General features: G+C 52.5%; 19 protein-coding genes and 1 pseudogene. 9 read left to right on the top strand and 11 right to left on the bottom strand.

The features are described 5' to 3' along the window. Positions 1-24: 24 nt before the first annotated feature. The 7 genes and pseudogenes from AC5M9B_RS07335 to AC5M9B_RS07305 all read right to left on the bottom strand — a co-directional run bounded on the left by AC5M9B_RS07335 (position 25) and on the right by AC5M9B_RS07305 (position 9,932). On the bottom strand, positions 25-1,611 hold the full coding sequence (locus tag AC5M9B_RS07335; RefSeq protein WP_070656744.1) for an L-lactate permease: 1,587 nt from the start codon (positions 1,609-1,611) through the stop codon (positions 25-27). Positions 1,612-1,950: 339 nt separating this feature from the next. Continuing rightward, entirely contained in the window at positions 1,951-3,516 is a 1,566-nt protein-coding gene (guaA, locus tag AC5M9B_RS07330) for a glutamine-hydrolyzing GMP synthase (protein ID WP_070539675.1), read from the bottom strand. A 125-nt stretch (positions 3,517-3,641) separates the two neighbouring features. Next, the gene (locus AC5M9B_RS07325; protein WP_487648451.1) at positions 3,642-3,980 is read right to left on the bottom strand and encodes a LiaF transmembrane domain-containing protein; all 339 of its coding nucleotides are present in this window, start codon (positions 3,978-3,980) and stop codon (positions 3,642-3,644) included. Between the two features lie 178 nt (positions 3,981-4,158). After that, positions 4,159-4,617, bottom strand: a pseudogene (smpB, locus tag AC5M9B_RS07320) (SsrA-binding protein SmpB); the annotation flags it as partial. A 363-nt stretch (positions 4,618-4,980) separates the two neighbouring features. Continuing rightward, positions 4,981-6,360, bottom strand: a complete 1,380-nt coding sequence (gene radA / locus AC5M9B_RS07315) for a DNA repair protein RadA (RefSeq protein WP_003740864.1) — start codon at positions 6,358-6,360, stop codon at positions 4,981-4,983. A gap of 94 nt (positions 6,361-6,454) precedes the next feature. Next, positions 6,455-7,957 carry a S41 family peptidase gene (locus AC5M9B_RS07310; RefSeq protein ID WP_487648450.1) on the bottom strand — a complete coding sequence of 501 codons (1,503 nt, stop codon included), beginning with the start codon at positions 7,955-7,957 and terminating at the stop codon, positions 6,455-6,457. Between the two features lie 265 nt (positions 7,958-8,222). After that, positions 8,223-9,932, bottom strand: coding sequence for a murein hydrolase activator EnvC family protein (locus tag AC5M9B_RS07305; RefSeq protein ID WP_487648449.1), 1,710 nt, complete (start codon positions 9,930-9,932; stop codon positions 8,223-8,225). Between the two features lie 195 nt (positions 9,933-10,127). Between AC5M9B_RS07305 and AC5M9B_RS07300 the strand changes: the two genes are divergently transcribed. The 3 genes from AC5M9B_RS07300 to ruvX are packed head-to-tail and all read left to right on the top strand — an operon-like array spanning position 10,128 to position 11,706. Further along, positions 10,128-10,676 (top strand): CreA family protein, encoded by a 549-nt coding sequence (locus tag AC5M9B_RS07300; protein WP_049228546.1) that lies wholly within the window; start codon positions 10,128-10,130, stop codon positions 10,674-10,676. A 12-nt stretch (positions 10,677-10,688) separates the two neighbouring features. After that, on the top strand, positions 10,689-11,237 hold the full coding sequence (locus AC5M9B_RS07295) for a YqgE/AlgH family protein (RefSeq protein WP_003757292.1): 549 nt from the start codon (positions 10,689-10,691) through the stop codon (positions 11,235-11,237). Next, positions 11,230-11,706 carry a Holliday junction resolvase RuvX gene (gene ruvX / locus AC5M9B_RS07290; RefSeq protein WP_049228547.1) on the top strand — a complete coding sequence of 159 codons (477 nt, stop codon included), beginning with the start codon at positions 11,230-11,232 and terminating at the stop codon, positions 11,704-11,706. Before AC5M9B_RS07295 ends, ruvX begins: the two co-directional genes overlap by 8 nt. Positions 11,707-11,799: 93 nt before the next feature. Here the strand turns inward: ruvX and AC5M9B_RS07285 are convergent, their stop codons facing one another. After that, positions 11,800-12,768, bottom strand: coding sequence for a hypothetical protein (locus AC5M9B_RS07285; protein ID WP_487648448.1), 969 nt, complete (start codon positions 12,766-12,768; stop codon positions 11,800-11,802). 165 nt (positions 12,769-12,933) lie between these two features. Here AC5M9B_RS07285 and AC5M9B_RS07280 point away from each other — a divergent pair, with 165 nt between their 5' ends. Both AC5M9B_RS07280 and AC5M9B_RS07275 read left to right on the top strand, forming a co-directional pair. Next, the gene (locus AC5M9B_RS07280) at positions 12,934-13,917 is read left to right on the top strand and encodes a hypothetical protein (protein WP_487648447.1); all 984 of its coding nucleotides are present in this window, start codon (positions 12,934-12,936) and stop codon (positions 13,915-13,917) included. A 193-nt stretch (positions 13,918-14,110) separates the two neighbouring features. Continuing rightward, positions 14,111-14,533, top strand: coding sequence for a YidB family protein (locus tag AC5M9B_RS07275; protein ID WP_487648446.1), 423 nt, complete (start codon positions 14,111-14,113; stop codon positions 14,531-14,533). A 68-nt stretch (positions 14,534-14,601) separates the two neighbouring features. Here the strand turns inward: AC5M9B_RS07275 and AC5M9B_RS07270 are convergent, their stop codons facing one another. Both AC5M9B_RS07270 and folB read right to left on the bottom strand, forming a co-directional pair. Beyond that, complete coding sequence (locus AC5M9B_RS07270) at positions 14,602-15,135, bottom strand: NUDIX hydrolase (protein WP_209282850.1); 534 nt, start codon at positions 15,133-15,135, stop codon at positions 14,602-14,604. A gap of 157 nt (positions 15,136-15,292) precedes the next feature. Beyond that, positions 15,293-15,643, bottom strand: a complete 351-nt coding sequence (gene folB, locus AC5M9B_RS07265) for a dihydroneopterin aldolase (RefSeq protein WP_209282851.1) — start codon at positions 15,641-15,643, stop codon at positions 15,293-15,295. Positions 15,644-15,699: 56 nt separating this feature from the next. Here folB and plsY point away from each other — a divergent pair, with 56 nt between their 5' ends. The 3 genes from plsY (at position 15,700) to AC5M9B_RS07250 (ending at position 18,739) form a co-directional block, all read left to right on the top strand. Beyond that, a complete protein-coding gene (plsY, locus tag AC5M9B_RS07260; protein WP_209282852.1) occupies positions 15,700-16,311 on the top strand; it encodes a glycerol-3-phosphate 1-O-acyltransferase PlsY in 612 nt (203 codons plus the stop codon). Between the two features lie 157 nt (positions 16,312-16,468). Further along, positions 16,469-17,920, top strand: a complete 1,452-nt coding sequence (locus AC5M9B_RS07255) for a patatin-like phospholipase family protein (protein WP_487648445.1) — start codon at positions 16,469-16,471, stop codon at positions 17,918-17,920. 75 nt (positions 17,921-17,995) lie between these two features. Continuing rightward, on the top strand, positions 17,996-18,739 hold the full coding sequence (locus AC5M9B_RS07250; protein ID WP_209282854.1) for an epoxyqueuosine reductase QueH: 744 nt from the start codon (positions 17,996-17,998) through the stop codon (positions 18,737-18,739). 67 nt (positions 18,740-18,806) lie between these two features. On the opposite strand, the gene pheA is transcribed toward AC5M9B_RS07250, so the two are convergent. After that, positions 18,807-19,895 (bottom strand): prephenate dehydratase, encoded by a 1,089-nt coding sequence (gene pheA, locus AC5M9B_RS07245; RefSeq protein ID WP_487648444.1) that lies wholly within the window; start codon positions 19,893-19,895, stop codon positions 18,807-18,809. A gap of 473 nt (positions 19,896-20,368) precedes the next feature. Here pheA and misR point away from each other — a divergent pair, with 473 nt between their 5' ends. Beyond that, entirely contained in the window at positions 20,369-21,046 is a 678-nt protein-coding gene (misR, locus tag AC5M9B_RS07240; protein WP_003740839.1) for a two-component system response regulator MisR, read from the top strand. Positions 21,047-21,057 lie beyond the last annotated feature (11 nt).

Below are 21,057 nucleotides of genomic sequence, written 5' to 3'. Positions count from 1 at the left end.
ACGACCTTTTGCTTTATAAGGTTCTTACATGAAGAAAATAGCTGCTATGGCGACAGCAATCACACCGTAAATCGCCATCGGAATAACGGTTTTCTTGATAATCGCACCTTCGGCGTTTTTCACGTCCAGTACGGTACATACGGCGATGATGTTGTTGATGCAGACCATGTTGCCCATTGCGCCGCCGACGGATTGCAGGGCGAGGATGAGGGTAACGGACAGGCCGGTATCAATAGCGATTTGTTGCTGAATCGGGCCGAATGTCAGGTTGGATACAGTGTTCGAACCGGAGAAGAATGCACCGATAGCACCAAGGTAAGGGGAGAAGTAAACCCAGTGTTCGCCTGCCATCGCGGCAAACTCTTTACCGATGATTTTCACCATGGAGTTGTCGCCGCCAACCATCATCAGTTGAACCATAATCAGCGCGCCCATCAAGGCAAGCAGCGGTTTTTTGGTTTGGTTGAAAGTTGCAGCGTAGAAAGCCCAAGCGTCTTTGAATTTGGTTTTATAAAGCAGGATACAAATCCAAACGGTAAAGACAAACGGAATCCATGCAGGAACGTAGAGGGTTTGGTAAGACGCACTAACGCCTTGTCCGAAAATATTACCGAAGGTAATGGTCAAAGAGTCGCTGACGGTGATTTTGCTCAAATCAAACGGCAGTTGGAAGCTGAACCATTCTTCTTTGCTGGTCAGCAAACCTTTGATGCCGAGCTGTTTGATACGGGTAACCACCAGCATACCGATAAGCATACCCAGAGGGGCAAGTGCTTTGGCAACTTGGGCGAAAGGTACTTTTTCAGCATTCGGGTCTTTCGGATGATCTTTGCTCAAGCCCCAGCCGTGGTTGGCGGCGAATACGGACACCATCAGGCCGATTGCGCCGGCAACGAGTGATGGGAATTCTTCGTTAACCATCGCCAAGGCAACATAAGGAATGGTACAAGAGAAGACGGCGATGCCGATGAAGCCCAAGTTTTTACGGATTTCAGACCAAGGTACGATGAAGCTCAAGCCGATGACGGGGATGACGAAACCTGCGAAGAAGTGCATCACGCCGGTTTGTCTGCCGATAGCCAAGATGTTTTCGGGACTCAGGTTTAATGGCGCAAAACCGAACCAAGTCGGTGTACCCACCGCGCCGAATGATACGGGTACGGAGTTCATGACCAGCGTAAAAATCGCCACTTTCAACGGATTGAAACCCAAGCTCATCAGAATCGGGGCAGCAATCGCAGCAGGCGTACCGAAGCCGGATGCACCCTCAATCATAAAGGCGAACGCCCAACCGATAATCATCAACTGCGCCACAGGGTTCGGGCTGATGGTCGCCAGCCATTTGCGAATAATGTCGATACAGCCGGTGGTTTCCATCATGCGGTTGAACATAATCGCACCGAAAATCACGGTAATCGGCGTCAGTGTGGAAACCAGACCGGACGCTGCGGTTGCGTTGAGCAGCATAGCGTCGTCGTTGAAATAAAACAGCTTGATGGCGTAAATCAGCGCGGCGGTAATCGGCAGCGCAATGTAGGAAGGCATGCTGTTTTTCTTAACCATCAGCCAAATCAGCAGGATGATGGGAAAAATGCTGAGGAATAGTGCCATGGTGAATCCTTAAAATCGGCGTTGTTTATCAATTTTTCTAATGATGTCGGATGCGAGAGAGATATCGAACCTTAATCTGAGAGTAATTATCAAATAAATTGGTAATACCAATTTAAAAGAACGCCGCATACTTTACGTAATCCGATGTAATCGGTCAAGTGGTTTATGTACCTTCGGCATCTACCAGACAAGGTTTTCAGGGTTTGCAAATTGGTTTCGGCATATAGCCGATCGAGGACAGCGTGTTGATTACACGGAAAAAGAAACTGTCGTTTAAAAACCAAAAGGTCGTCTGAAACCATTTCAGACGACCTTTTTCATGCGTTTATCTCTCTACTTTTATTCCCACTCAATCGTGGCGGGCGGTTTGCCGCTTACATCGTACACCACGCGGTTGATGCCTTTGACTTCGTTGATGATGCGGTTGGACACGCGGCCGAGCAGCGAGTACGGCAGTTCTGCCCAGTGTGCGGTCATGAAGTCGCTGGTGATGACTGCGCGCAGTGCGACGACGTAGTCGTAAGTGCGTCCGTCACCCATTACGCCGACGGATTTGACGGGCAGGAACACGGCGAAGGCTTGGCTGGTCAGGTCGTACCAAGATGTGCCGTTTTCGTCGGTAGTGTTGCGCAATTCTTGGATGAAAATATCGTCCGCTTGACGCAATAAGTCGGCGTATTCTTTTTTCACTTCGCCCAAGATGCGCACACCCAAACCGGGGCCGGGGAACGGATGGCGGTACACCATTTCGCGCGGCAAGCCCAAAGCGACGCCGAGTTCGCGCACTTCGTCTTTGAACAAGTCGCGCAACGGCTCAAGCAGCTTGAGTTTCATGTTTTCAGGCAGGCCGCCGACGTTGTGGTGCGATTTGATGGCGTGGGCTTTTTTGGTTTTTGCGCCTGCGGATTCGATTACGTCGGGGTAAATCGTGCCTTGCGCCAGCCATTTGGCGTTGGTGAGTTTTTTCTCTTCGGCATCAAATACTTCGATAAATTCCGCGCCGATGATTTTGCGTTTTTTCTCAGGGTCGGTAACGCCGGCGAGTTTCGCCATGAATTGCTCTTCGGCATCGACATGAATCACCTTCACACCCAAGTTGCGGGCGAACATATCCATCACCATTTTGCCTTCGTTTAAGCGCAAGAGGCCGTGATCGACGAACACGCAAGTCAGTTGGTCGCCGATGGCGCGGTGAATCAGCGCGGCGGCTACGGAGCTATCCACGCCGCCAGACAGACCCAAAATCACTTCGTCGCTGCCGACTTGTTCACGGATTTTTGCAACGGCTTCTTCGATGTAGTTCGGCATCGTCCAGCTGGGTTGCGCGCCGCAGATGTCCAAGACAAAGCGGTTCAACAGGGCGCGGCCTTGTTTGGTATGGGTCACTTCGGGGTGGAATTGGATGCCGTAGAATTGTTTTTCGACGTTTTCCATCATGGCAATCGGGCATGACGGGGTATCGCCGATAACGGCAAAGCCGTTGGGCAGTTTGGATACTTTATCGCCGTGGCTCATCCATACGTCCAGCGTATTCGGCGCGTCGTCGAAAATATCGCGGGTCAGTTCGCTATCAATGGTTTTGACTTGCGCGTAACCGAATTCACGCTGGTTGCCGGGCTGAACTTCGCCGCCCAAGTGGTGCGCCATAAACTGCATTCCGTAGCAGATGCCCAAAACCGGAATGCCCAAATCGAAAATGCTGGTATCGGCTTGATAGTCAGATTCGTAAACGGAATTGGGGCCGCCGGAGAGGATGATGCCTTTCGGATTGAAGGCTTTGATTTCTTCCAAAGGCATGTCGAAAGAATGCAGCTCGCAGTAAACATGAGCTTCGCGCACGCGGCGGGCGATAAGCTGGGTAACTTGCGAACCGAAGTCGAGGATGAGGATTTTGTCTTGGGTCATGGCGGGAACTTTGCAGAGTGATAGGGAACGGTCTGACTGTTTCAAACGGGATTCCGATAATAAAACAGGTCGTCTGAAAACGGCGGATTATACCATTTTCAGACGACCTTTGCAGGGAGAGGGGCTTAGTTATCTTGCTGTTTATGCTGCTTATAAGACACCATGTCGCTGCGCGAAAGCAGCAGCAGGCAGCCCAGCACCATCATTCCCAAAGCAACCAGCGGCGAATAGCCGAGCCAATATTGATTGTGCAGATATACCGCTGCGCCGATATACACCAGCAGCGGGCCGGACACGATAGACTGCTTGTTGACACCGTCCATCACCAAAACCGCAATCCCCGCCACCACCATACCGGCGGATACGATGGTCGAAGTTGCGGGCAGGATGTCCGTCGTTTTCAAAAACCAAACGGCACCGAAGATAATCAAAAACAGCGGCAGGAAAAGCGAAGAGCGAGACATGGCGTTACTCCGTAAAATTTCAGACGACCCTGATTATTGGGGCGCAGGGGTCGTCTGAAAAGCCTGAAGAAAGCAATCTTGGGTATGTTTTTGCAAACATAGGGCTTGATGTGTAAACGGTTGGCACACGTTTGCGGCAACATCGGCGTCCGGCGTTCAATCCAAGCTGCTATCAGCCTCAGCGTACATTTTTCATCAAACGTTGTTTTTCGCGTTTCCAGTCGGCTTCTTTCAGGCTTTGGCGTTTATCGTGTTGTTTTTTACCCTTCGCCAAGCCGATTTCCATTTTGATTTTGCCGCGTGTGAAGTGCAGGTTCAATGGGACGATGGTATAACCCGCGCGCTCGGTTTTACCGATGAGCTTGTTGATTTCGGATTGCTTGAGCAAAAGCTTGCGCGGACGGACGGGGTCGGGTTTGACATGCGTCGAAGCGGTCGGCAGCGCGGTAATGTGGCAGCCGACCAGATAAAAAGCGTCTTTTTTCCAGTAGATATAGCTTTCTTTCAACTGCACCCGCGCGGCGCGGATGGCTTTGACTTCCCAACCCTCCAATACCAAACCGGCTTCGAGCTGGTCTTCGATAAAGAAGTCGTGAAAGGCTTTTTTATTATTGGCAATACTCATAATTCTATTCTTGTCTTCTGTCTTTTCAGACCGGGTATTTTAACAGGATGCGGGGGTAGTGCGAACTGCTTCTCAAACCGACTGTATTTTCCAGCCTCTTCCGCTTTTCAATCTTTAAACATATACCGCTCTATACGGCAAATTAAAATCGGAAACACCAGCCTACCCTAACCTCACATTCGTATAATATGGCAAGGTGAAATAAAAATCCCCAGCCTACCACCCTTCCCTTCTTCTTAAAGGCAAAAGAATAGGTTGGCATTTTGCTTCATACTGATTTTCGTAAGAGGCATATCAAATGTACCACACGCTCCTCGGTGAAAGTCGTCTGAAACTTGAAATAGGTTTTCAGACGACCTTTCCGATTGCTGTCTGTCAATTTTCCGCATCGCGGCAGATTTCGATGGCTTCCTGAAGGCTGGAAACGCCGAAGATTTTTAGATTCGGAAACTCTTTTTCGTTGCGCGGCATATTGGCTTTGGGGACAATGGCGCGTTTGAAGCCGAGTTTTTCGGCTTCTTTGAGCCGCTCCTGTCCTCGTGCGACGGGGCGGACTTCGCCGCTTAGGCCGATTTCGCCGAAGGCGACCATTTTTTCGGGCAGCGGGCGGTTGCGGAAGCTGGAGAGCATGGCGAGGATGACGGCGAGGTCGGCGGCGGGTTCGCCGATTTTGACGCCGCCGACGGCGTTGAGGAACACGTCTTGGTCAAAACAGGCGATACCGCCGTGGCGGTTGAGGACGGCGAGCAGCATGGCGAGGCGGTTTTGTTCGAGGCCGACGGTGAGGCGTTTGGGGGTGAAGCCGTGTGCGTCATCAACCAATGCCTGAATTTCGACCAGAAGCGGGCGGCTGCCTTCCTGCGTGACCAAAACGCACGAACCGGGCGTGTCGTCGCGGTAGCTGGCAAGGAAGATGGCGGACGGGTTGGACACGCCTTTCAAACCGTTTTCAGTCATGGCGAATACGCCCAATTCGTTTGCTGCGCCGAAGCGGTTTTTGATGGCGCGTATCATGCGGTAGTTGGAATGTTGGTCGCCCTCGAAATACAGCACGGTATCGACCATGTGTTCCAGCACGCGCGGACCGGCAATCGCGCCGTCTTTGGTAACGTGTCCGACCAATATCATGGCGATGCCCATTTGTTTCGCCATGCGCGTCAGTTGGGCGGCACATTCACGCACCTGCGACACGGAGCCGGGAGCGGAAGTGATTTGGTCGGAATACATGGTTTGGATGGAGTCGATGACGACGACTTCGGGCTGATGCTGTTTCAACGCCGCTTGAATCGCTTCCATGCGGATTTCGGCAAGCAGGTTCACGCCTTCGGTGGGCAGTTCCAGACGTTGCGCGCGCAGGGCGACCTGTTGGGCGGATTCCTCGCCGGAAACGTACAGCACTTTGCGGCTTTGCGCCATTTTGGCGATGGTTTGCAACAGCAGCGTGGATTTGCCGATGCCGGGGTCGCCGCCGAGCAGGATGACCGCGCCATCGACCAAACCGCCGCCCAATACGCGGTCAAGTTCGCCCATACCGGTCGGATTGCGCGGCACTTCGGTGGCAGTCACAGCAGATAGGGATTGGACGGTCGATGTGTCCGCCGCCCAAGATTGGAAGCGGGCGTTTTTCGGTTCGGGAGCGGCAAGGCTTTCCTGAAGCGTGTTCCACTCGCCGCAATGCGGGCATTTGCCTTGCCATTTCGGGGAAGTGCCGCCGCATTCGGTGCATTGGTAGATGGTTTTAGGGGCTTTTGCCATGATGTTTTCCCTATGGGATTTTTGAAGTGTGAAAAGGTCGTCTGAAAACTGATAGCGTTTTCAGACGACCTTTTTTCAAGGATTCGGACTGGGCTTATTTGCTTTCGTCTTTACCGTCTTTCTTGTCTTTTTTCGGAGCCGGTTTTTTCGCCGCCAAACCTAAAGACTTCTGCCATTCGGCTGGATTTTTGACTAAATCCAGTGCCTTGCGGAGTTGGTCGTCTTTGGCAGGATTAGGAATACGACGGCTGGAAATGTCTTCGTCTTTTTCTTTGTCCTTGCCTTTTTTGGACTTGGCGTTTTCATCGGCTTTGGCAGCTTCGTTTGAATCAGGCGCACTGATTTCGTTGCTGCTGTTGACGTCTTCGCCGCCGAGCGGGTTGCCGATGTGTCCGGCGAGGTCGGCTTCGCGGCTTTCAAAAGCGCGGTCTTTGTCTTTGACTTCGACATCAGGAACGATGCCTTGCGCTTGAATCGAGCGGTCGTTCGGCGTGTAGTACAGCGCGGTAGTCAGCTTAACCGCGCTGCCGTTGGACAGCGGAATCAGCGTTTGTACCGAGCCTTTGCCGAAACTTTGCGTACCGACGACGACGGCGCGTTTATGGTCTTGCAGCGCGCCTGCAACGATTTCAGAAGCGGAGGCAGAGCCTGAGTTGATCAACACGGTCATCGGAATGGTCTTCAACTCGGCGGGCAGATCTGCCAGCGGGTCTTTGCCGCTCACGCGGATATAGTCTTCGGGACGGGCTTTCAATACCGAGCTTTCTTTGCCGTCGCGTCCTTTGGTGCTGACGACTTTTGCATCTGCAGGCAGGAAGGCAGCAGACACACCGACCGCGCCGTCAAGCAGACCACCCGGGTCATCGCGCAGATCGAGGACGAGGCCTTTGAGCGGCGCGCCTTTATTTTCTTTAATCAATGCCTTGGCGGATTCATTGATGGCTGCCACGGTGCGCTCTTGGAATTGGGACACGCGGATGTAGCCATAGCCCGGTTCGAGCAGGTGATGGCGGACGCTTTTGACTTTAATGATGGCGCGGGTCAGGTTGACGACGATGGGTTTGTCCGCATTTTTGCGCGAAAGGGTCAGGGTGATTTTAGTACCCGGTTTGCCGCGCATTTTTTTCACGGCTTCACTGGTGGTCAGACCGCGTGTGGAAACGTTGTCGATTTTGACGATGAAGTCGCCGCTTTTCACGCCTGCGCGCTCGGCGGGCGTATCCTCAATCGGGGCAACGACTTTGATAAATCCGTCTTCCTGCCCGATTTCCATACCCAAGCCGCCGAATTCGCCGCTGGTAGATTCTTTCATATCGGCAAAGCCTTTTTTATCCAAATACTCGGAATGCGGGTCGAGATCGGATACCATGCCTTTCATCGCTCCTTCAAAGAGATCGGCATCGGATTTGTCTTGGTAATAATTGGCTTTGATTTGCCCGTAAACTTCCGCCATGTTGCGGATGGATTGTACGGGCAGGGTTTCGTTGTCTTTTTTGTCTTTTTCGGCGGCAAAGCTTTGAACGCTCAAGCTGAGGGCGACACCGCTGAATGCGCCGAGTGTGTAGAGTGCGACTTTTTTCAAAGTGGATGTTGACATTATGAATAGCTTTCTTTTTGTCTTATTTCATTTCAGACCGTAATGACTGTGAAACGGGGTAGGGAAATATTGCTTCAGACGACCTGAATATACGTCCGCAAGACTGTATGCGATTTACGCTTGATAAACAACCGGATTCGCGTAAAAAATATCTGCGCGGGTGTAAAAGCTTTTGAATATAAGGCCGTTGGGTTCAGTTATTAAATTTCAGACGACGCTATGATACGGCAAAAGGTCGTCTGAAAATATCAAACCTGTTTGCAGGTCAGCTTATCCAGGAGAGCGGGTTCATTGCCTGTCCGTTGTAGCGGACTTCCAAATACAGGCCTTCCATGCCCGAAGGCAGGGTTCCGCTGATGCCTAGGCGGTTGCCTGCGGCTACGGCATAGCCTTTGGCGACTTCGATTTCGCTCAAGCCTGAATAAATGCTGATATAGCCGTCGCCGTGATCGATGACGATGACTTTGCCGAAACCTTCCAGTTCATCGGCGTAGGTAACCGTACCGCCAGCGATGCTGCTGACGATTGCCGGAGTCGTTTGGTAGAACACGCCTTTCCAAACTTCACCGTCGCCGCGGTCTTGTCCGAAGAGTCCGGCAAGCGTGCCGCTGACCGGTTTTTTCAGACGACCCTGCATACGGCTGAAACTGTTGGCATTGCTGATTCTGACGTAGGAAGGCGCGCGGATGTTCATGTCTTCGGCGGTCAGGTTGGACATGGCGACGCGTTCGTCGGCGGCTTTTTGCGCGGCGGCAGCGCGGTCTTTACGCGCTTTTTCAGCGGCGGCAAGACGGGCTTCGGCGGCTTTTTTACGCGCTTCGGCTTCCTGGCGGCGTTGCTCGGCTTTGTGTTTGTCCAAGTCTTTCAACAAGTTGTTCAGGCGTTGTTCGTTTTCTTTGTGGTTGATTTTTTTCTGCGCATCTTTTGCCATTTGCGCATTTTGGCGGCGGCTTTCCGCTTGTTCGGCGGTGTTGGTTACGCCGTGTCGGCGCAGCGAAGATTGGACGTTGACCTGAAGTTTTTTCAGGTATGCCAGCTCGTTGTTGATTTTCTGCTCTTGCGCTGCCAGCTCTTTTTGCTGCTTCTCAAGGTCTTTGATGACTTGCTCGTTGGCAGTATTGATATAGCGGGTGTAACGCAGAAAGCGGGTTTTCTGACCCGGCTCGGCATTTTTCAGGAACAGGGCAACGGCGTTGGGCTGGCTGTTTTTATAATTGCCCGAAACAAAGCGGGAAATTTGCGCGCGCGTGTTGGAAACCTGAGTTTTCAGGTGGTTCAAATCAGCATTGAACTTTTGGAACTTGTCCCATGCGTCGCGCTGCTGGCGGTTGATGGCGGACAGGTTGATACGGCTTTGCTGCAACTGTTTCAACGTGGTGTTGACGTGGATGATGAAACCTTCGTTGCGGCTGCGCAGCGATTTTTTGCTTTCCAAATCATTGGCGGCGGCGGTTACTGCGGCTTTGAAGTCGTCTGAATCGGCGGCAGCGGTTTTCTTATCGGCTTTGTCCGTTTTTTTCTCGACGGTTTTTCTGTCCTGTTTTGCCGCTGCTTCGTCTTTTTTAGGCAACTCGGCGGCTTCTTTTTTTGCCTTTACATTATTTTTGGCTGCGGGTTTGTCTGCCGCTTTGTCTTTGCCTTTTACAGGCTCGGTTTTTGCGGGAACGGCTTTGCCTGCCTTCTCTTCCGCTTTGGCTTCGCCTTTTTTGGTTTTGTCGGCTTTATCTTGTTTTTTGGTTTCTTTGTCGTTTCTGCGTTCTTTGGCACGCTCGTTTTTCGCCGCTTCGACAGTTTCCTTTTTCGCGGCAGGTTTCGCTTTGTCTTTGGCAGCTTCTTTTTTAGCAGATTCGGCGTCCTTTTTGGCTTTGACGCTTTTTTTGACGGGCGCAGCCTTCTCCTTGGGCGCGTCTTTGGCGGCAAAAGAGGGAGAAGCGAAACCGATGAGCAGGGCGAGTAAAAGAGGTTTGTAACGCATGATTGGTTCTGGATCGTTAAAATAAAGGCAATAGGCGGAATTATATAGTCAGCGGGGTCGTCTGAAAATAACATCTGCCCATATTTGTTCAGACAATACTTTCCTCTGCGCTTGCAATCTGAACAAGCGGTCTTATATAGTAGGAGCTACGGTGTTAGCTTCTTTATTTTCAACCCTCAAAGGTTTCTTATTTACATGAATAAAATCATTCTGCCTGCGCTTTGCGCCCTGCTTCTTGCTTCCTGCGGTAACGATACCGATAAAATCGGACGTGCCAGCACGGTTTTTCATATGCTGGGGAAAAATGACCGTATTGAAGTTGAGGGTTTTGACGATCCTGATGTGCAAGGGGTTGCCTGTTATATTTCTTATGCGAAGAAAGGCGGTTTGAAAGAGACGGTGAATTTGGAGGAGGATGCGAGCGATGCTTCCGTGTCGTGCGTGCAGACGGCGGAGGTCATCCGTTACAACGAGCAAGCTGTCGTCAAGCCGCGGGAAGTGTTTAAACGCAGTGCGAGTTTGGCGTTTAAGAGCCAGCAGATTATCCGTTATTACGATCCTAAACGTAAGGCGTTTGCGTATTTAGTTTATAGCGACAAAATCGTTCAGGGTTCGCCGAAGAACTCTTTGAGCGCGGTGTCTTGCTTTAGCGGTGCTAAAGCGGATGTGCAGCAAATTGCCGGTGCGGAAGGCAAACAGATTTACGGTGCGTGCGTCGTGGATGCGCCTGTACCGACCAAATAAAAGACAAGCGATATGAACCTAACCGACCATTTCTTGATTGCCATGCCCGATATGGATGATCCGTTTTTTGAAAATTCGGTGATTTATGTGTGCGAACACAACGAAGAGGGCGCGTTGGGCATCATCATCAACAAACCGTCGCCGATTACGATGGACATGATTTTTGCGGCGTCCGACCGCAATATTCCTTTACGGATGCAACACGAACACGTCATGATGGGCGGGCCGGTACAGATCGACCGCGGCTATGTCGTGCATACGCCCGTGGGCAACTGGCAAAACAGTATGATTGTTTCAGACGACATTGCCCTGACTTCTTCGCGCGATGTGATTGAAAACTTATCGCGTGAAGGCGCGGTGGACAAAATTTTAATCAGCATAGGCTATTCGAGCTGGAGCAAAGGGCAGCTTGAACGCGAGCTGGCGGACAATGTCTGGCTGACGGTGAAGGCGGACGAACATATTTTGTTCGATATGCCTTATGAACACCGCTACGCCGCTGCATTCGCCAAGCTGGGCATCCAGCCCGATGCGCTTGTCTGTGGAGCCGGTCATGCATAAAGCGCCGACAGGGACGGTTTTGGCGTTTGATTTCGGCGAGGCGCGTATCGGTGTGGCGCAGGGCGATGCGGAGCTTGGCTTGTCGCATCCTTTGGCGACGGTTACCGGCAACAGCAATGACGAGAAATTCAACGCCATCGCCAAGCTGATACGGGAATGGCAGCCCAAGCATCTGGTCGTCGGACTGCCGACCCACGCCGACGGCACGGAACACGAGTTGACCCGCCTCAGCCGCAAATTCGGCCGCCGCCTGCACGGGCGTTTTAACCTGCCCATATATTGGGTGGACGAACGTATGTCTTCGCTATATGCGGAAAGCCTGCTTGCCGAGGCGCTGGTGTTCGGGCGCAAGCAAAAGGCGGTACTCGACCAAGTGGCGGCGCAAGCGATTTTGCAGGGCTTTTTCGATGGCGGTGCGGCGGAGTATTTCAACGGCAGGGAAGAAGGTTCGGAAGAATCATCCGATTGAGAGAGTTTGAAAAAATTTTGAGAAAAAAGGTCGTCTGAAAGCTGTATTGACGGGGTTGAATCCGGCAGCAGGCTTTCAGACGACCTTTTTGCATCAGAACAAGGCTTCAATCCTTAACAGCGCGCCGACGCGGTGTTTTTGGTTTTCCTTGCGGTTGTTGTAGTAGTTGAGCTCGGTTTGGGTAAACAGCCAGTTGCGCCAAATCGGCTGGCGGTAGGTGGTAAACGGGCCGTAGGTATTGAGGGCGGCTTTGCGTTTTTCGATATTGCCGCCGGTGTACACGCCGTAGTTGACGTGGCGGTGTTTGCCGAGGTTGTGTTGGCGGAAGAGGCTGTTGCCCCATGTCCAGTCTTCGGTTTTATCGTGTTCGTATTGCAGGTGTGCCTGATTGGCGATAAAGCTTTTTTCGTTGGGGATGTAACGCGTTTCCCAGTTGGTACGGACATGGTGTTTGCTCTTGATGCCGTAACGGTAGATTTGTTCCAAGCTGGTGTCGATGTTGTCGGTCAGTTGCCAATTGCTCGAGCTTTTGGCGCGGGCGAACAGGTCGCTGCCGTAGCGGATACCGATATCGAAGTCGGTATCGGTGTGCTGTTTTGCGAATGCTTCAGACCAGCGTACGGCAATGGAAGCATTTTTGTCGCGGCTTTGGGATGCATCGAATATCCTGCCGTTGGTATTGGTACGGTTGCGGTAGGCGTTGGCTTCGTGTTTCAACTCGTCGTCCAAAGAGTCGTCACCGAAAATCACATGGACTTTTTCCTCTAAGGTCGGCAGTTTCAGACGACCCCGTACGCGCGGCGTCACGGTAAACTTGTCGTCAGGGTTCCATTCGGTATCAAGCATAAGGCGCAGGTTAGCGTCGGCAGGATGGTCGGGATTTGGTTCGCCAAACCAGTCGTCGATGCGGTTGGACCATTTGTCCAAGCGTTTGGAAACTCCTTTGTGGCGGTGGTCCAACCAAGTGTCGCCGTCGGCGGGCGGTTCGTCGTTCGCTGCAGCCATCGTCGGGAAGAGGATAAGCAGGGTGAGTAGGGATAAGGTAGGGGTTCGGATAGTCATTGTTTTTCCTAGCTTAAAGCATAAAGCTATTATGGACGGTATCTTAGGGGTAATGCAAGTCGTCTGAAAAAGGCTGTGATAAAATCTTGCGCGCCCGGTTTACCGCCGTTCTGTTGCGCAGAAAAGCAGTCAAGCGGGCGCATACCAATACATAAGGAAAACCGAATGAGTATTTTGTCGAAAATTTTTGGGAACAAGCCGTCCGACGAAACGGCACAAGAGCCGCGCAAACTTTCCGCGCAGGAAAAAAGCGAGGGCGCGGCGCGGGCGATTTATGCAAAAGATAAAGTGTATGTGCCGCTGTCTGCCATGCAGGCGGATGTATCGGAAGGGACGGGCATCCCTTACATAGGTCGTCTGAAAGACGGACGGACGGTTTTGTATCTGTTTGACACCTATGAAGCCGCGCGGACTTTTTCAGACGGGCAGGACGGCGCTTTAGACGGCATCGGCTTGGTCGGTGCGTTGGATAAAGCGGACCAGTTCAATAATTTGAGTAATGTCCTGCGTGTCGCGCACTCGTTGGGCATTCAACTGATGGAATACAGAGGGCAGGACGGCGGGCATTTTGAATGCGCGCTTTCTTGGTTGATGCGCGTCAACGGTGCGGGCAGCATGGCGGCTTCCAGAGAGAAGATGGATGCTTTGTCTATCGGCACCGATGCCAAGCTGCCGCTGCAATTTCATCCGATAGCCATTGTCGGTTTTTCCAATCCCTATAAGGTTACATCCGCGCGGGCGGAGGAATTGTTCAAGCAGTTCACGAATGTCGAAGATGACGAATTGCTGGACTTTTTTGCCGGCAACATGCCGCAGGAGAATGTGTTGCTGATCGGGCTGGTGGAAAAATATTCGGCGGATTTGGCGAAATCCGTGAAATATATCGTTTGGAACCAATTGGCGGAGCAGCCGCTTTTTGTCGGGATAAACCGCAAAGACGGCGGGTTTTACGCGCGGGACGGTTATTTATACCTCTTTTACACCGACCGTTTCCAACATATGGGACCCGCCGGCTGCCATCCCGTTTCCGGCAAGGAAGCCGTGTTGGACTTGGTTCGCCGCCACGAAATGAAAGGCATCGCCCTGACCGACGGGCTGCACAATATGGCGCGGTTTGAAAACGACGTGATTTTCCAAGACGGGGAATAGCGGAAACCTCCCTGCCTCGGCTTGAAATAAAGGGGCCTTGGATTCGGATTTCAAGTGCAACACAGGCTTTCAGACGACCTTTTTTGTTTTCGCGTCAATTCTCCCTAAGCCGGGTTTAATTGAGTTAAACCGCGAATTAAATGACGGAATTTTGTTACACTCGGCATTTTACACTTCACACAAAGGAAACATCATGGCATTAATAGACAGCCTGCTGAACGCGGCAGCACAAGCACTGGGCGGTAAAGACGGTAGCGGCGCACAAAACTCTCTGACCGATATGGCGATGGATTTGGTACGTCAGCAAGGCGGCGTGGGCAGTCTGATCAACCAGTTGCAACAAGGCGGATTGGGCGACGTATTGAACAGCTGGGTTTCCAACCAACAAGACAACGCGCCCATATCCGGCAGCGATTTGCAAAACGCGCTGGGCAGCGACACCATCAGCCAAGTGGCGCAAAAGTTCGGCATCGATGCCAACCAGGCGGGCGACCTGCTGGCTCAAGTCCTGCCCAACCTCGTTGATAAAGCCACCCCCAACGGCTCGGCGCAGGAAGCCGACGGTTTCGGCTTGGACGACATCGCCTCCGCCATACTGAAAAACTTCACCAAATAAGTGGTACTTTAAACAAAAAGGTCGTCTGAAAACATTCTTTCAGACGACCTTTTTACATTCTCTTCACATCAATCCTGCATCAGCCAATATTGCAACCCAATTAAGGTTTTGCCGTCTTTGATTTCATTGTGTTCCAAAGCGGCGCAGGCTTCTTCCTTGCTCATCAGGACGGTTTCGGTGATTTCGTCTTCGTCGTTGCTCAGGGTGCTGCCGAGGCGCACGCCTTCTGCTTGGTAGAAGTACATTTTTTCGTCGCAGAAGCCGATGGCGGTGTAGAAGCTGCTGATGAGTTTGACGCGGTCGGCGGTGTACGGGGTTTCTTCCGCCAGCTCGCGCAGGGCGCATTCGGCAGGGTCTTCGCCTGCATCGAGTTTGCCGGCGGGCAGCTCGAGCGTGGCAGCGTCTGCGGCGTAACGCCATTGGCGCACGAGTACGGCTTTGCCCTCTTCGGTAACCGCTAAAACGCAGGCCGCACCGGGATGACGTATGACGATGCGCTGGCTTTCGTTGCCGTTGGGCAGGCGGACTTTGTCGCGGTTGATGGTAACAAATGAGCCTTGATAAATCGGCTCGCTGCTGAGTTTGGTTTCTTTCAAATCCATTTGCGTGTTCTCTTTGTAAAGTTTGATACGGGGTCGTCTGAAAATCGGGAATGGGTTTTAACTTCTTTGGAGCCGAGCTTTCAGACGACCTCTTGAGTCATGAAAAGGCTCGTCTGAAAGGGAGCGAAGCGGGTTTCGCTAAAACGTTTGTGCTGTTTTAAACCCTGCTGCGTTCGATTTCAATGCCGACTTCTTTAACATCGGGCAGGATGCCGGGCTTGATGATTCTGACGCGTACACTCAACGCGCCGAAATTTTCGAGAATCAGCTTGGCGATGTGTTCCGCCAATGATTCGAGCAAGAGGAAGCTTTGTTCGGCAAGGCTTGCCCTGACGGCTTCGCAGACTTCGCCGTAGTGGACGGTATTGCCGATGTGGTCGTCCTGACCGCTTTGTTCGGGGATGCCGATGTCCAAGTCCAAAATCAGGGTTTGGGGGCGTTCGCGTTCCCAGTCGTACACGCCGATCAGGGTGTCCGCCTTCATGCCGCGTAAAAAGATTTTGTCCATTTGCCTGCCTGTTTTTTTGATAAAATGAGCGTCCCATTTTAAGTAAAGCATCTGAAATGTTCAATGTATCTGCCGTTATCGCGGCTTATTTAATCGGTTCGCTGTCGTTTGCCGTCATTGTTTCCAAATATTACGGCATGGACGATCCGCGCACTTACGGCTCGGGCAACCCCGGAGCGACCAATGTTTTGCGCAGCGGCAAGAAAAAGGCAGCGGCGTTGACTTTGCTGGGCGACGCGCTCAAAGGTTTGGTGGCGGTGATTTTGGCACGCTGTCTGCAAGATGCTTTGAATCTGTCGGACATCACCATAGCAGCGGTTGCCGTCGCCGCATTGGTCGGACATATGTGGCCGCTGTTTTTCGGCTTCAAAGGCGGCAAGGGTGTGGCGACTGCGTTGGGCGTACTGCTGGCGCTTTCTCCTGCAACGGCTTTGGTTTGCGCGGCGATTTGGCTGGTGATGGCGTTCGGCTTTAAAGTGTCCTCACTTGCCGCGTTGACTGCCACCGTAGCCGCGCCGCTCGTCGCCTTTTGGCTGATGCCCTACCCTTCTTGGGCTTGGGCGACCGTCGTCATCGCCGTGCTGGTGTTGTACCGTCATAAAAGCAATATCCAAAACCTGCTTCAGGGCAAAGAAGGCAAAATCGGAGATAAGGCAGATAAATCCTGATTTTATTTTTCAGACGACCTGTCCGATTGCGGAATGAACCAAAGGTCGTCTGAAAACCTTCCAATCTACGCTGTGGCATCGCTTAACCTGCCGCACGGTATCAAAAACCGATTTAATCCATTATAATCAAGCTCTTTCGTTTCACAGCCAAACTTCCATGCCGAAACGCCCGTTCAAAACCGTCCTGACCGCCTTTACTTTAGCCGCGCTGTCTGCCTGCTCGCTGGTCAAGTATCAGCCTGTCGCCACCATCAATAAAATTGATATGAACCAAGGCTATCGTTTTGAAACCAGCCAGTTTCAGCGCGAAGAAGACGACACCTTCATCATCCTGATGCTCTCCGGCGGCGGCACGCGCGCGGCGGCGTTGGGCTACGGCGTGTTGGAACAGCTTCAGCAGCAAAAAGTTACCATCGGCGGCAAAAGCAAATCGCTGATGTCCAATGTCGATTTGGTGGTCGGCGTATCCGGCGGCTCCGTCCTCGCCGCCTATTTCGCGCTCAAAGGCGAAGAAACCATCCCCATGTTTTACAAGCTTTTCCTTCACCAAAACTTCCAACGCCAAGTCGTCAAACAAGCCTTCTCCATGACCAACCTGCCCCGCCTTGCCTCGCCCGAATACGGACGCGGCGACCTCTTACAGGAGCAGTTTGAAAACCACCTTTTCGGCAAAACCACCTTCCGCGATTTGGAAAAATACGGCAAAGGCCCGTTCGCCATCATTTCCGCCACCGACATGGGCGCAGGCGAACGCCTGAACTTCACGCAAGAATACTTCGATCCCATGTGTATCGACTTGGGCGGTTTGCGACTTGCCCGTGCCGTCGCCGCTTCCAGTGCAGTGCCGATGGTGTTTGCCCCGATTACCCTCAACAACAACGGCGGCAACTGCGGCTACACCCTGCCGCCGCAACTGCAAATGACCGGCCTCGAATCGCAAAAGCAGCAAAACGCCACTTATCAAGAGTTTAAAAACAGGTTCAACAAATACAGCGACAGCAAAACCCGCCCTTACATCCACCTGATAGACGGCGGACTGACCGACAACCTCGGCATGCGCAGCCTCTTGGACATGACCGAAATCTATCCCGACAAAGTGTTGGAACAACAAATCCGCAGCCGCAACCTGCGCCACATCGTCGTCATCAGCGTCAACGCCCAAAACCAAATCAGCAGCAATATGGACAAAACCGCCGCCGTCCCCGGATTCCGCGACGTCGTTACCTCCATCATCAACATCCCCATCGACCAATACACCCAAGAATCCCTGCGCCGCTTCCGCGCCTTTGTCGATCAACGCAACGAAGCCAACCAACAAAGCGGAGACGGAATTAGCTTCTCCTTCGTCAGCCTCAACCTCAAAGACCTGCCGCCGTCCGCGTTGCGCGACAAAGTGTTGAACATCCCCACCAGCTTCTACCTCCCGCCCGAAGACGTGGACAACCTGCGAACCGCCGCAGCCGAGCTGATGAAACAGTCCCAAGACTACCAAAAACTGCTGCAAGAATTTGCCGCACACCCCAACCCCGAAACCATCTTCGCCGAGCCGCCGCCACCCGATCCCAAAGACGGCAAAGCAGCCAAAAAACAAAACAAACCCATCCAATAAACACACCACAACCCTTTCAGACGACCCATAAAACCCAAGAGGTCGTCTGAAACACCGAAACGGAACGCCCCAATCATGAACGACAAAACCAGCCCCATCGTTACCGATATCAACCGCCCCATCCTCGTCCCGCCCGGCGGCAATAAAAAAGTCCTCTTGCATTCCTGCTGCGCCCCGTGCAGCGGCGAAGTGATGGAAGCCATGCTCGCCAGCGGCATCGACTATACCATCTACTTCTACAACCCCAACATCCACCCGCTCAAAGAATACATGTTGCGCAAAGAAGAAAACATGCGCTTCGCCGACAAATTCGGCATCCCCTTCATCGACAAAGACGACGACTACGAAAACGACCGCAAAGAATGGTTCGCCAAAGCCAAAGGCATGGAATTCGAACCCGAACGCGGCATCCGCTGCACCATGTGTTTCGACATGCGTTTCGAAAAAGCCGCCCAATACGCCCACGAAAACGGCTTCCCCGTCTTCACCAGCTCGCTGGGCATTTCCCGCTGGAAAAACATGGCGCAAATCAACGACTGCGGCCACCGCGCCGCCGCGCCCTACGACGATGTCGTCTATTGGGATTTCAACTGGCGCAAAGGCGGCGGCAGCGCGCGCATGATCGAAATCAGCAAACGCGAACACTTCTACCAACAAGAATACTGCGGCTGCGCCTACTCCCTGCGCGACTCCAACGCCCACCGCAAATCGCAAGGCCGCATCCCCATCAAACTCGGCGTGCTGTATTACGGCGACGAATCCACACAATACGAACCCTCGCCTGACGAACAGGCAGCCAAAATCGTCGTGGATAAATAATGGACTCAGGTTTGATATAAAGAAGGTCGTCTGAAAGTTTCAGACGACCTTCTTCATTCCCGCTACATTACAAAACGGCTGCCGGATAAGAGCCGATGACTTTGACAAATGATGCGCGTTCGCTCAAGAGCCGCAGTGCGTTTTGGACTTTTTCGTCGTTTTGATGTCCTTCGATGTCGATGAAGAACAGGTATTCCCACAGCGCGGATTTGCTCGGGCGGCTTTCGAACTTGGTCATGGAAATGCCTGATTCGGTAAACGGCTGCAACAGCGCGGCGACGGCGCCGGCGCGGTTGGGTGCGGAGACTGCCAGCGAGGTTTTGTCTTTGCCGCTGCTGCCTGTATCTTGATGACCCATAACCAAAAAGCGCGTGGTGTTGTTCGGCTCGTCTTCGATACACTCGGCGACATAGTTCAAATGGTAAATATCGGCTGCGGTACGCCCTGCGATGGCGGCGATGCTTGGGTCGTCTGATTCTGCCACCAGTCTTGCCGCTTCTCCGTTACTGGAAACGGCGATGCGTTCGGCGTTGGGCAGGTTGCGTCCGAGCCAGTCGTTGCATTGCGCCAGCGCTTGGGCATGTGCGAAGACTTTTGTGATGCCGCCTAATTCATGCGTGCCTTTACGCAAGAGGTTGTGATGGATGCGGACAATGACTTCGCCACAGGCTTTCAATGCGGTTACTGCCAGCAAATCCAAAGTGCGTCCGACCGAGCCTTCGGTCGAGTTTTCAACCGGCGCAACCAAATAATCCGCCTGCCGCGTTTCAACTTGTCGGAAACACTGGTCTATGGTTTGAAATGCGGCGGTATGGGCGGCATGGCCGAAATGTTTGATGGCTGCCTGCTGGGTAAACGTTCCCTGCGGACCGAGGTAGGCAATCGTCAGCGGACGCTCCAACGCCAAGCATTCGCTCATCACTTCACGAAACAGTCTTGCGATAGACTCGTCAGGCAGCGGGCCTTTGTTCAAACTCTGAATCCGCCTCAATACTGCCACTTCGCGCTCGGGACGATACACCGCGCCCGTTCCTTTCAATTCGCCGATGGCGTGCGCATGGCCTGCGCGCTCGTTCAACAGGCGCAAAATCTCGGCATCGATTTCATCGATGGCATTGCGGTGCGGCAAAAGCTGTTCGTCAATGGATAAGGACATATCGACAAGCCTCTTGGTGATTCATTCATCAATATAAACAATTATTCTAACATCAAACAGGTCGTCTGAAAGCTGAATACGTTTTCAGACGACCTGTTTTATAGTGGATTAACTTTAAACCAGTACGGCGTTGCCTCGCCTTGTCGTACTATCTGTACTGTCTACGGCTTCGTCGCCTTGTCCTGATTTAAAGTTAATCCACTATAGAATCCCTCCGTCCTTTCTCGAACACAGCCTTTACCGGCATTATTTTGCCGTCCGTTTGACGCGTATCCGGCGTATATTTTGGGGATTTGGTACAGGGGTCGTCTGAAAATGTAAAGACAGCGTCCCTGCAATGCAAAAAAGCGCAAAAGCATAGGAAAACAAGCTATCAAAAAACTCAAAATGCGTGTTAAGATTAGCCATCACTATCCGCCGCACCCGTTTATTTCGGGTTTGCGCAGCGCATACAATCACGAAAAGGAAATCCCATGAGTCGCGTATTACTCGTAGATGACGACGCTTTGCTGACTGAATTGCTTACCGAATACCTTACTGCCGAAGGATTGAATGTCCACAGCGTTCCGGACGGCGAAGCCGGTGTACACGAAATCCTGACCGGCCAGTACGATGTCGTCGTATTAGACTCCATGATGCCGAAAATGAACGGCTTGGACGTATTGAAAAACGTCCGCTCGCAAAGCACCGTTCCCATCATCATGCTGACCGCCAAAGGCGACGACATCGACCGCATCATCGGATTGGAAATGGGTGCGGACGACTATGTTCCGAAACCTTGCACCCCGCGCGAACTGTTGGCACGCATCAATGCCATCCTGCGCCGTGCGCAACAAAGCGGCGAGCCGAACAACGCGCCAAACAGCATTTCCGTCAGCGACGTCGTCCTCTACCCTGCCAAACGTCAGGCGACCATCAAAGACACTCCGCTCGAACTGACCAGCACCGAGTTCAACCTGCTTGAAGTCCTGATGCGCCATGCCGGACAAGTCGTCAGCAAAGAAACTTTGTCCATCGAAGCGCTTGACCGCAAACTGGCAAAATTCGACCGCAGCATCGACGTCCACATCTCCAGCATCCGCCACAAACTGGGCGATGCCTCGCTGATTCAGACCGTACGGGGCTTGGGCTACCTGTTTGTTAAAAACTAAAGATAAAACAG

Source organism: Neisseria flava, assembly GCF_982712965.1.
The sequence above is the reverse complement of the archived record's forward strand: the minus strand, read 5'-3'. Positions and strand labels throughout refer to the sequence as shown.

Coding starts and splice junctions, on each gene's coding strand:
- AC5M9B_RS07250 (WP_209282854.1), top strand. CDS start 17,996: ATGAACGACAAAACCAGCCCCATCGTTACCGATATCAACCGCCCCATC.
- AC5M9B_RS07325 (WP_487648451.1), bottom strand. CDS start 3,980: ATGTCTCGCTCTTCGCTTTTCCTGCCGCTGTTTTTGATTATCTTCGGT.
- AC5M9B_RS07310 (WP_487648450.1), bottom strand. CDS start 7,957: ATGTCAACATCCACTTTGAAAAAAGTCGCACTCTACACACTCGGCGCA.
- AC5M9B_RS07295 (WP_003757292.1), top strand. CDS start 10,689: ATGAACCTAACCGACCATTTCTTGATTGCCATGCCCGATATGGATGAT.
- plsY (WP_209282852.1), top strand. CDS start 15,700: ATGTTCAATGTATCTGCCGTTATCGCGGCTTATTTAATCGGTTCGCTG.
- misR (WP_003740839.1), top strand. CDS start 20,369: ATGAGTCGCGTATTACTCGTAGATGACGACGCTTTGCTGACTGAATTG.
- AC5M9B_RS07335 (WP_070656744.1), bottom strand. CDS start 1,611: ATGGCACTATTCCTCAGCATTTTTCCCATCATCCTGCTGATTTGGCTG.
- AC5M9B_RS07305 (WP_487648449.1), bottom strand. CDS start 9,932: ATGCGTTACAAACCTCTTTTACTCGCCCTGCTCATCGGTTTCGCTTCT.
- ruvX (WP_049228547.1), top strand. CDS start 11,230: ATGCATAAAGCGCCGACAGGGACGGTTTTGGCGTTTGATTTCGGCGAG.
- pheA (WP_487648444.1), bottom strand. CDS start 19,895: ATGTCCTTATCCATTGACGAACAGCTTTTGCCGCACCGCAATGCCATC.
- guaA (WP_070539675.1), bottom strand. CDS start 3,516: ATGACCCAAGACAAAATCCTCATCCTCGACTTCGGTTCGCAAGTTACC.
- AC5M9B_RS07275 (WP_487648446.1), top strand. CDS start 14,111: ATGGCATTAATAGACAGCCTGCTGAACGCGGCAGCACAAGCACTGGGC.
- AC5M9B_RS07270 (WP_209282850.1), bottom strand. CDS start 15,135: ATGGATTTGAAAGAAACCAAACTCAGCAGCGAGCCGATTTATCAAGGC.
- folB (WP_209282851.1), bottom strand. CDS start 15,643: ATGGACAAAATCTTTTTACGCGGCATGAAGGCGGACACCCTGATCGGC.
- AC5M9B_RS07300 (WP_049228546.1), top strand. CDS start 10,128: ATGAATAAAATCATTCTGCCTGCGCTTTGCGCCCTGCTTCTTGCTTCC.
- radA (WP_003740864.1), bottom strand. CDS start 6,360: ATGGCAAAAGCCCCTAAAACCATCTACCAATGCACCGAATGCGGCGGC.
- AC5M9B_RS07285 (WP_487648448.1), bottom strand. CDS start 12,768: ATGACTATCCGAACCCCTACCTTATCCCTACTCACCCTGCTTATCCTC.
- AC5M9B_RS07255 (WP_487648445.1), top strand. CDS start 16,469: ATGCCGAAACGCCCGTTCAAAACCGTCCTGACCGCCTTTACTTTAGCC.
- AC5M9B_RS07280 (WP_487648447.1), top strand. CDS start 12,934: ATGAGTATTTTGTCGAAAATTTTTGGGAACAAGCCGTCCGACGAAACG.